Here is an 8,150-nt window from a genome sequence, read left to right as displayed (position 1 = left end):
GAAGTAAGGCTTTAAATAAAATACCATTTCCAAAACCATAAAAATAAAGAACAGGATATAAGAAGTATTTATCATTATAAGTGTTTAACATAGAGTTTAGTTCAGCAAGAGGGTTTTGGTAGAGTAATCCCCCCCCCCATTGATTTCTTTTAAATTTATATCTAAATTATCTTTACCTTGTATGAGTTCAAATTTAAGATTTGATTTTATTTTCTTTAGTTCTTCTTTTAAGAAAGTATTATTTAGAGCATTTAGGTTTTTTAAGAATAAAGAGGGGGTCATAATTTTTCCTTAAAATGTTCTTCTTTTAAAGGTTCTCCAAATTTTATATCTTTAATAGCTTTTAAGCCTAAAATTTGATTATAAAATTTTGGATGAAGTCCAAAGGAAGGTCTTATACTTTTTATATTAGATGCTGTAAAAATTTCACCTTTTTTAATATCTTTACTTGCATATAAACTTCTTGCAAAGACTCTATTTTGAAGTGTTTTTTTGTTTAATTTTAAACTTCCTTTTCCTAAGGCTTTTTCACATTCTCTTACAGCTTTTACCATGCTTTTAAATTCATTAAAATCTAAACTAAATCCACTATCTTCACTTTTTATGTTTTTATCTATCATAAAATGCTTTTCTATAACACAAGCTCCTAAAGTAGTGGCGACAATAGGTGCTAAATTTCCAAAACTATGATCGCTTAAACCTACTCTTATACCAAATTGCTCTCTTAAAGTTTTAATAGCATTAAGATTTAAATCTTTTGTTTTAGATGGATAAGATGAAGTGCATTTTAAAAAAATAAGCTCATCATTTTTTTCTTCTTTAAAAATCTTTATAGCCTTATAAAGCTCTTCTTTGGTAGCAATTCCAGTTGAAAGTAAAGTTGGTTTTTTCTGTTTTGCTATATAGCGAATTAATTCTTCATCATTTACCTCAAAAGATGCAATTTTATAAGCTATAGGATCAAAAGTTTGTAAAAAATCAACATCTTCTTTGCTAAAAGGACTTGAAAAGCATAAGATATTATGTTTTTTTGCATGATTAAATAATTTTTGATGCCATTCATAAGGTGTTTTAGCTTTTTCATAAAGTTCAAATAAAGTTCTTTTATCCCAAAGCCCGCCTTTTATGATAAAATCATCTTTTTTGCAATCAAGAGTAAGACTATTGGGGGTATAAGTTTGAAATTTAACAGCATCAGCTCCTGCTTTTTTTGCCATTTCAATACTTTTTAAAGCAAGTTCTAAACTGCCTGCATGATTAGCCGAAAGCTCTGCTATAATAAATACTTTTTGATTAAGATTGAAATTTCCTATATACATAAAAATCCTAGATATTTTTTACCACTATCGGTATTATTTTATAATTATTTTAATAAAATTTATATTTTTTTAGACGATTTATTCTTTTCGAAATTTAAAGGAATTAAAATGAATTTTTGTAAAAAATGCGTAATGCCTGATACCAAACCTGATTTACATTTTGACAATGAAGGAATTTGTGATGCTTGCAGGTCACAAGAAATGAAAGATAAAAAAATTGACTGGGAACAAAGAGAAAAAGAATTTTTAGAACTCATTAAAAAACACAAAAAACATCCCATATATGATTGTGTTATAGGTGTTAGCGGGGGAAAAGATTCTACTTTTCAAGTATTAAAAATTTTAGAGCTTGGATTAAATCCTTTATGTGTTTGTTTTGAGCCTAGTATTCCTACTAAAATAGGCAAAAAAAATCTTGCTAATTTAAATAATTTGGGTGTTGATCTTATCCATATTAAAAGAAATCCAAAAATTTATAAAATATTATCAAGAGAAGCTTTTATAAGGACAGGAGATAATGAATGGCAAAACCATTTGGGAATTTTTACAAGCGCTCCAAGAATTGCTGTTAATTTTAATATCCCTTTAATCATTTGGGGAGAAAGTCCTCAAATAGAATACGGAGGGCCTGCAAGCAGTAAAGAAAAAAATATTTTAGGCAGAGAATGGCTTGAAGAATTTGGAGGACTTTTAGGCAATCGCATTAGTGATATGATAGGAGTAGATGGTTTAAAAGAAAAAGACTTGTATTTTTATACTTATCCAAGTGATGAAGAACTTAAAAGAGTTGGCGTGACTGGATTATTTTTAGGGTATTATTTCAAATGGGATTATAAAATAAATCTCCAAATAGCACAAAAATACGGTTTTTCAACTTCAGATCGTCCTGTAGAAACTACTTATGAAAACTTTGAAAATTTAGATTGTTATAGCAATCATTTACACGATTATTTAAAATATTTAAAATATGGTTTTGGAAGAGCTACTGATAATGCTTGTTTGGATATACGCTTAGGCTATATAACCCGCGAAGAAGGCATAAGACTTGTTAATAAATATGATGGAAAACCACCTAAAAAAGCAATTAAAAAATATTTAGAATGGAGTGGTTTCTCCAAAGAAGAATTTCAAAAAATTCTTGATAGTTTCACTAATAAAAAAATTTTTAAACGTGATGAAAACGGCAATTTTTTAAGAGATATTGATGGATCTTTGATCCGTAAGGAAGAATGTATTTTAAAATGATAGGGGTTATTGACTATAAAGCTGGGAATTTAAATTCTGTATTAAAAGCTTTAGATAAAATTGGAATTTCAAATTTTTTAATACAAGAAAAAACGGATTTTCAAAAAGCTAAAAAATTAATTTTACCAGGTGTAGGTTCTTTTAAAGAAGCTATGAATTCCTTAAAAGAACTTGACTTTATCTCTGTACTTAAAGAAGAGGTTTTAACTCATAAAAAACCTATTTTAGGAATTTGCCTTGGAATGCAACTTCTTTTAGAAAAAGGTTATGAGGGCGGAATTTGTAACGGACTTAGCTTTATTGAAGGCGAAGTCATACCCTTTAATGAAAATTTAAATTTAAAAATTCCTCATATAGGATGGAATGATATTGAAATTTTAAAACAAGTTCCTCTATATCAAGGAATTTCTAATAAAAGTGATTTTTATTTTGTGCATTCTTTTTATGTAAATTGCAAAGAAGAATTTATAAGTGCAAAATGTGATTATGGAATTCAATTTTGTGCTTCTTTACAAAAAAATAATATTTATGGGGTGCAATTTCATCCTGAAAAAAGCCAGAATTTAGGTTTAAAACTTTTAGAGAATTTTTTAAAGGCTTAAAATGTTAAAAACAAGAATTATTCCTTGTGTTTTACTTAAAAATTCTCAACTTGTTAAAAGTATAGAATTTAAAGATTATCGCACCATAGGACATCTTACAAGCACAGTAAGAATATATAATGCAAGAAATGTAGATGAGCTTATCATACTAGATATAGATGCTTCAAAAAATTCTCAAATAGATTTTGATAGTCTTAAGGATTTAGCCAAAGAATGTTTTATGCCTTTAACTATAGGAGGGGGTATAAAAAGTATTGAGGATATACAAAAAATTTTAAATTTAGGTGCTGATAAAATAAGTATAAATTCTAAAGCATTAAAAGAGCCTAACTTTATCACTCAAGCAGCAAATCGTTTTGGCTCTCAGTGTATAGTTTGCTCTATAGATGTAAAAAGAAAAAATGGCAAATTCTATGTGTATAATAAAGGAAATTTATTAGATATTGATCCTTTAGAACTTGCTTTAAAATATGAAAAATTAGGTTCTGGAGAAATACTTTTAACTTCTGTAGATTTTGAAGGAAAAGCACAAGGATATGATTTAGAACTTTTAAAAATATTTCAAAATAAATTAAAAATTCCTCTTATTGTTAATGGGGGACTTGGAAAACCAAATGATGGCATTAAAGCCTTAAATTATGGAGCCGATGCCTTAGCTGGAGCTTATATTTTCCATTTTTCACAATACACTCCAAAAGATATAAAAAATGAGTTAGCTAAAAATGGTTTTTTTGTAAGAATGATTTGATAAACTTATATAAAACATACTTTCATCTTCCATTACAATAGAAAAATGATTCTTTTTATATAATTTTAAAGCTTTCTCATTATTTTTAAAAACACAGGCTTTTAAAATTCCAACCTTTAAAGTATTAAAAGCATAGTTTTTTATTTCTTGAATCAATATTTTCCCCATACCTCTTAATCCTGGTTTTGCATAAAGTCCAAATTCACAAGAATGTGGAGTAATATTTACAAAACTAATCACTCCAATAGCTTCTTTTTCTTTATAAACTAAAAAATATTGTTTATCTTTTTGATATTTTAATTCTTCTATAAAATTTAAATGTTCTTTTAAATTGATATTTTTAACTTTTGCAAAAGAAGAAACTTCATCATCATTGCGCCACATTAATACACGTCTTTTTTCTTCTTCGTTAAGTGTAGTAAAATCTTTAAGAAAGATCATTTAATTTCCACCTCATAACCTTTTTTCATTAACCATTGTGCTATTTTTTCTTGATTTTTTGCATAAGCAATAGCTTTAAAATTGGCTTTTAAAATTAGAGCTTCATTTACCAAAGAAGAGGCGCTAATGATTAATTTTTTACTCTCATTCATCAATTTAGCCAAATTCTCGCTATCAATGTTTAAAGTGATATTTTGATTAAACTCTACGAATTTTTTAAGTTTTTTTAGATTTTTATTTGCACTTGTTGTAGCAATAATAATTTTTTTATCCATTGGTAAATCTTTAGCAATTTCAAGAGAAAAATTTTTCGCATCTACTCCTCCTAAACAAATAAAGTAATCCCAAATTTTATCCCTTTGAATTTTACTTTCAACATAAAATTCTTCTCTAATTAAAGCATAAGAAAAACCACATCTTAATTCGCATTTAAAAGGAACTAAACCTTTATAGTCTTCTGCTTTTGCATAGGCATTAACATTAAGCAAAATATCACAATAATGCTCTTTTAATTCATCATCAAAACTTAAAATTTTAATACCTGTTTCAAGTTTTATTAATTTTTCATCATCTTTATCAATATCATAATGATCAATAACTAATAAATCAAAATGATGATCTTTAATCAAATGGATAAGTTCATAAATACTTGCACTTTCTAGCTCAAAAACAGGATAGGGAATTTCATCTATCAATGATCCTTCTAAAGGCAAACAAGCAAAATAAACTTCATCATATTGTTTTGCTAAAATAAGATCGCGCTTTATATGGCCAAGCCCTAAATTAGCAGAACTATCACTTCTAAAAAGAACTTTCATATATTAAAAACCTTTAATTTTTCCGTAATATTTTTTTAAATTCTTCTCTTGGATCTTTTACGCTACATAAAAAATCAACTACACTTAAATAAGGTATAAATCCCCCCCCCCGTTTATTTAAATTTTGCTTATATATTGGATGAGTAAAATCAAAATATGAAATATTTATTTCATTATCTTTAAATAATTTCTTAGCTTCTTCTTTATCTAAATAAATTTTAGAGCCATTAGCTGATAAGTAATCTTTAGCGTCCAATTTTTTACAAATTGCAACAAGTAAATTTTCTCTTTTTAAATCACTTAAATCTAACATCGAAGATCTAAACAAAGGCGTATTAATCTCTAAAATTTTACAAATTGCATTAATTAAAGAGATATTTAACTCGCATAAATTTTCGTGTTTATTTAAATTATATTTTAATGAATCAAATATAAGATTAAAATTATCACTTTTACTATAAGCGTGATAAAAAGTTTTTAAAATCTTATCTTTCCATTTTGTATCTTTGCTTAATTTTATATCGCAAATTAAAGTTTTTTGTGATGTTTTTTGATGTGAAAGAGAAATAAAGTGCTCCTTTTCTTGAAGTTTGATCTTATTTCTACTTTGCCAAGATCTTTGCTCGAATTGGACATTATCTAAAAAAACAAAATATTTAACTTTTGCTATCATGCAAAAATAGCCAATCCAAGGCAAAAAAGTAGGTTGCATTATAGCTATCATTTTATCTTTCCATAAATCACTATATCACTATCAAAAATTTTCGCATCATCTTCACCCATAATATTTGTAGCTTCATAATTTAAAACTTTAAAATCATATAAATTTAAATACTCTTTTAAATATTCTACAAGTTCGTATTCTTGATAAAGAGTATTAATGCAACCTAGCTCCCCAGTTGTATCATCATGATTAATTTTAAAAGTATTATGAGCTATTTTTTCTCCAAAACCATAACGAAAATCTCGAATACTTCTAGTTCTTAAAAAAAACAAAGCATTCTCTTTATACATTTTATATTCTTTTGAATTTTTTAAAAGATTTAAAAAGTCTTCCCTATGAAGATAATTAATTACATTAGGAATTAAAAAAATATCAGCTTTAATATCAGGATTTTTTTTAGGAAATTCTAAAATATCATCTTTAAAAAATTTAAAATTTTTAGCCTTAATAATATTTGTAAAATTAAAATTAGCATTTTCTATATTTGATTCATTTAAATCTACTCCTAAACATTCATAATCATAATTTGCAAACAAAGAAAGATTATTACCATTAGAACAAGCAAATTCTAAAACTTTTTTATTTGTATCTCTTTGATGTAAATTATTTTTAAAAAAAAATTTAATCACTGCTAAATCTGGGAATTTCAAACCTTTTAAGTCTCTAATATACATTATTTTCCTTCTATTTTATTTTTCCATATACGATTATATCGCTATCTTTGATAAAAATTTTATTTTTAACATTGATATTTTCGCTCATAATCACCTCAAAATCATATAAATTTAAATACTCTTTTAAATATTCTACAAGTTCGTATTCTTCATAACAAGTGCAAAGACAATCTTTTTCTCCGCTAAATTCATCATTATTTAAAATGAAACTTCCATTTTCTAATGTTTTTCCAAGTTTATAACGATGATCTTTAATACTTCTTGCCCTTAAAAAGAAAAAAGAAAAATCCCCCCCCCGTAGACGTAAAGATGATTCTTTCTAGCATTTAAAAGCAGAGTTTTAAGCTCATTTTTAGTAATAAAATTAATTACATTAGGAATTAAAAAAACTTTAGTATTTAAATTTTTATAATTTTTAGCAAAATCTAACATATTTTCATTAAAAAATTTAAATTTTTTATATTTTAAAATTTTATCAAAATTATATTTTGCATTTTCATAATGCTCTTTACTAAGCTCAACACCTAAACACTCATAATCATAATTTGCAAAAAGGCTTAAATTGTTGCCATTGTGTGAAGCAAATTCTAAAACCTTCGCATTTTTTAAAGTATCAAGTTTATTTTTAAAAAACCATCTTACAATTTCCATATCAGGATATTTAAATCCTTTTAAATTCTTTATAAACATCCTTGATTCCTTTTAAACAGCAATTTAGCAAATTCTAAATCTTGTGGAGTATCTATATCACATACCAAAGTTCTAGGCAATACATAAACACTAGAATAAGACTTAAACATAAAGTTAGTTTCAAGCCAAGCTTTGCTCTTTCCAAAATAAAATGTTCCTGTATCATGATAAGCTTTGATTAAATCTTGTGATCTTTTATTATAATATTCCTCATCAAACATAAAAACATTTTGTTTATCATCTAAGTAAAATGCCCTTTGTATAGGGTATGCAAACTCAGTAGCACCAAAAAGAAATTTACTCTCATTTTGAGTAAAATTTTCATAAGCATCTTTTAAAATTTTCTCATCAATCAAAGGCGCTGTTGCATAAAGACAACAAACATTATCATAATTTTGATTTTTTAAAGCTAAAACTTTAATGGTATTTTGCACAACAGCTGTACTTGAAGTAAAATCATCACTTAAGCTTTTATCTCTTTTAAAAGGAACTTTTGCTCCATATTGCAATGCTACTTCTATGATCTCATCATCATCACTTGAAACAATAACTTCATCAAAAAGTTTTGAATTTAAAGCATTTTCTATACTATAAGCGATCAAAGGTTTGCCCAAAAAATCAACAATATTTTTTCTAGGAATTCTTTTACTCCCTCCACGTGCTGGAATAATACAAAGATTTTTCATTTTTACCCTTCAAAATTAAAACTTATTTTACTAAGTTTAAGTATAATTGTTTCTTATTTTTACAAAAAGATTTACTATGTTAATTAACAAATCCTATAAAATTAATTCTTGTGATGATGTTGAACTTAATATAAAAAGAGAAAGTAAGCTTGAGTATAGACTTACTTTTGATGATAGTAAAGATATAAAAGCTATAGTTTTTA

Annotated in this window: 11 protein-coding genes and 1 pseudogene; 4 read left to right on the top strand and 8 right to left on the bottom strand. The window is 26.0% G+C overall.

The genetic code is table 11. The features are described 5' to 3' along the window. Together JG676_RS07450 and pseI are read right to left on the bottom strand one after the other, a co-directional pair. Positions 1-282: pseudogene (locus JG676_RS07450) on the bottom strand (DUF115 domain-containing protein); the annotation flags it as partial. After that, positions 279-1,319, bottom strand: coding sequence for a pseudaminic acid synthase (pseI, locus tag JG676_RS07445; RefSeq protein ID WP_200217828.1), 1,041 nt, complete (start codon positions 1,317-1,319; stop codon positions 279-281). The pseudogene JG676_RS07450 and the gene pseI, both read right to left, overlap by 4 nt. A 108-nt stretch (positions 1,320-1,427) precedes the next feature. On the opposite strand from pseI, the gene JG676_RS07440 reads away from it, so the two are divergent. The 3 genes from JG676_RS07440 to JG676_RS07430 are packed head-to-tail and all read left to right on the top strand — an operon-like array spanning position 1,428 to position 3,914. Then, the gene (locus JG676_RS07440) at positions 1,428-2,564 is read left to right on the top strand and encodes an N-acetyl sugar amidotransferase (RefSeq protein WP_200217827.1); all 1,137 of its coding nucleotides are present in this window, start codon (positions 1,428-1,430) and stop codon (positions 2,562-2,564) included. After that, complete coding sequence (gene hisH, locus JG676_RS07435; protein ID WP_234284658.1) at positions 2,549-3,166, top strand: imidazole glycerol phosphate synthase subunit HisH; 618 nt, start codon at positions 2,549-2,551, stop codon at positions 3,164-3,166. Before JG676_RS07440 ends, hisH begins: the two co-directional genes overlap by 16 nt. 1 nt (position 3,167) lies before the next feature. Then, positions 3,168-3,914 carry a HisA/HisF-related TIM barrel protein gene (locus tag JG676_RS07430; protein WP_200217825.1) on the top strand — a complete coding sequence of 249 codons (747 nt, stop codon included), beginning with the start codon at positions 3,168-3,170 and terminating at the stop codon, positions 3,912-3,914. Here JG676_RS07430 and pseH read toward each other — a convergent pair. The 6 genes from pseH to pseF form a co-directional block, all read right to left on the bottom strand. Next, the gene (pseH, locus tag JG676_RS07425; protein ID WP_200217824.1) at positions 3,879-4,355 is read right to left on the bottom strand and encodes a UDP-4-amino-4,6-dideoxy-N-acetyl-beta-L-altrosamine N-acetyltransferase; all 477 of its coding nucleotides are present in this window, start codon (positions 4,353-4,355) and stop codon (positions 3,879-3,881) included. The genes JG676_RS07430 and pseH overlap by 36 nt on opposite strands. Further along, positions 4,352-5,173 carry a UDP-2,4-diacetamido-2,4,6-trideoxy-beta-L-altropyranose hydrolase gene (gene pseG / locus JG676_RS07420; RefSeq protein WP_200170416.1) on the bottom strand — a complete coding sequence of 274 codons (822 nt, stop codon included), beginning with the start codon at positions 5,171-5,173 and terminating at the stop codon, positions 4,352-4,354. Before pseG ends, pseH begins: the two co-directional genes overlap by 4 nt. A 13-nt stretch (positions 5,174-5,186) precedes the next feature. Continuing rightward, entirely contained in the window at positions 5,187-5,897 is a 711-nt protein-coding gene (locus JG676_RS07415; protein ID WP_200217823.1) for a WbqC family protein, read from the bottom strand. Next, positions 5,894-6,571 carry a bifunctional 2-polyprenyl-6-hydroxyphenol methylase/3-demethylubiquinol 3-O-methyltransferase UbiG gene (locus JG676_RS07410; RefSeq protein WP_200217822.1) on the bottom strand — a complete coding sequence of 226 codons (678 nt, stop codon included), beginning with the start codon at positions 6,569-6,571 and terminating at the stop codon, positions 5,894-5,896. Before JG676_RS07410 ends, JG676_RS07415 begins: the two co-directional genes overlap by 4 nt. 267 nt (positions 6,572-6,838) lie before the next feature. After that, positions 6,839-7,261 carry a hypothetical protein gene (locus JG676_RS09015; protein ID WP_246801808.1) on the bottom strand — a complete coding sequence of 141 codons (423 nt, stop codon included), beginning with the start codon at positions 7,259-7,261 and terminating at the stop codon, positions 6,839-6,841. Continuing rightward, the gene (gene pseF, locus JG676_RS07400) at positions 7,252-7,947 is read right to left on the bottom strand and encodes a pseudaminic acid cytidylyltransferase (RefSeq protein ID WP_200217821.1); all 696 of its coding nucleotides are present in this window, start codon (positions 7,945-7,947) and stop codon (positions 7,252-7,254) included. Before pseF ends, JG676_RS09015 begins: the two co-directional genes overlap by 10 nt. A 76-nt stretch (positions 7,948-8,023) precedes the next feature. Here pseF and JG676_RS07395 point away from each other — a divergent pair. Further along, a partial coding sequence (locus tag JG676_RS07395; protein WP_200217724.1) for a DUF2920 family protein occupies positions 8,024-8,150 on the top strand: 127 nt, incomplete at its 3' end.

Source organism: Campylobacter sp. 2018MI34 (assembly GCF_016598975.1).
In the GTDB taxonomy this organism is placed as follows: domain Bacteria; phylum Campylobacterota; class Campylobacteria; order Campylobacterales; family Campylobacteraceae; genus Campylobacter_D.
This window is presented reverse-complemented; position numbering and strand designations above follow the sequence as displayed.

What these genes read in the sequence shown, in the direction of transcription:
- pseG (WP_200170416.1), bottom strand. Translation starts at nt 5,173, where the DNA reads ATGAAAGTTCTTTTTAGAAGTGATAGTTCTGCTAATTTAGGGCTTGGC.
- hisH (WP_234284658.1), top strand. Translation starts at nt 2,549, where the DNA reads ATGTATTTTAAAATGATAGGGGTTATTGACTATAAAGCTGGGAATTTA.
- pseI (WP_200217828.1), bottom strand. Translation starts at nt 1,319, where the DNA reads ATGTATATAGGAAATTTCAATCTTAATCAAAAAGTATTTATTATAGCA.
- pseH (WP_200217824.1), bottom strand. Translation starts at nt 4,355, where the DNA reads ATGATCTTTCTTAAAGATTTTACTACACTTAACGAAGAAGAAAAAAGA.
- pseF (WP_200217821.1), bottom strand. Translation starts at nt 7,947, where the DNA reads ATGAAAAATCTTTGTATTATTCCAGCACGTGGAGGGAGTAAAAGAATT.
- JG676_RS07415 (WP_200217823.1), bottom strand. Translation starts at nt 5,897, where the DNA reads ATGATAGCTATAATGCAACCTACTTTTTTGCCTTGGATTGGCTATTTT.
- JG676_RS09015 (WP_246801808.1), bottom strand. Translation starts at nt 7,261, where the DNA reads ATGTTTATAAAGAATTTAAAAGGATTTAAATATCCTGATATGGAAATT.
- JG676_RS07430 (WP_200217825.1), top strand. Translation starts at nt 3,168, where the DNA reads ATGTTAAAAACAAGAATTATTCCTTGTGTTTTACTTAAAAATTCTCAA.
- JG676_RS07440 (WP_200217827.1), top strand. Translation starts at nt 1,428, where the DNA reads ATGAATTTTTGTAAAAAATGCGTAATGCCTGATACCAAACCTGATTTA.
- JG676_RS07410 (WP_200217822.1), bottom strand. Translation starts at nt 6,571, where the DNA reads ATGTATATTAGAGACTTAAAAGGTTTGAAATTCCCAGATTTAGCAGTG.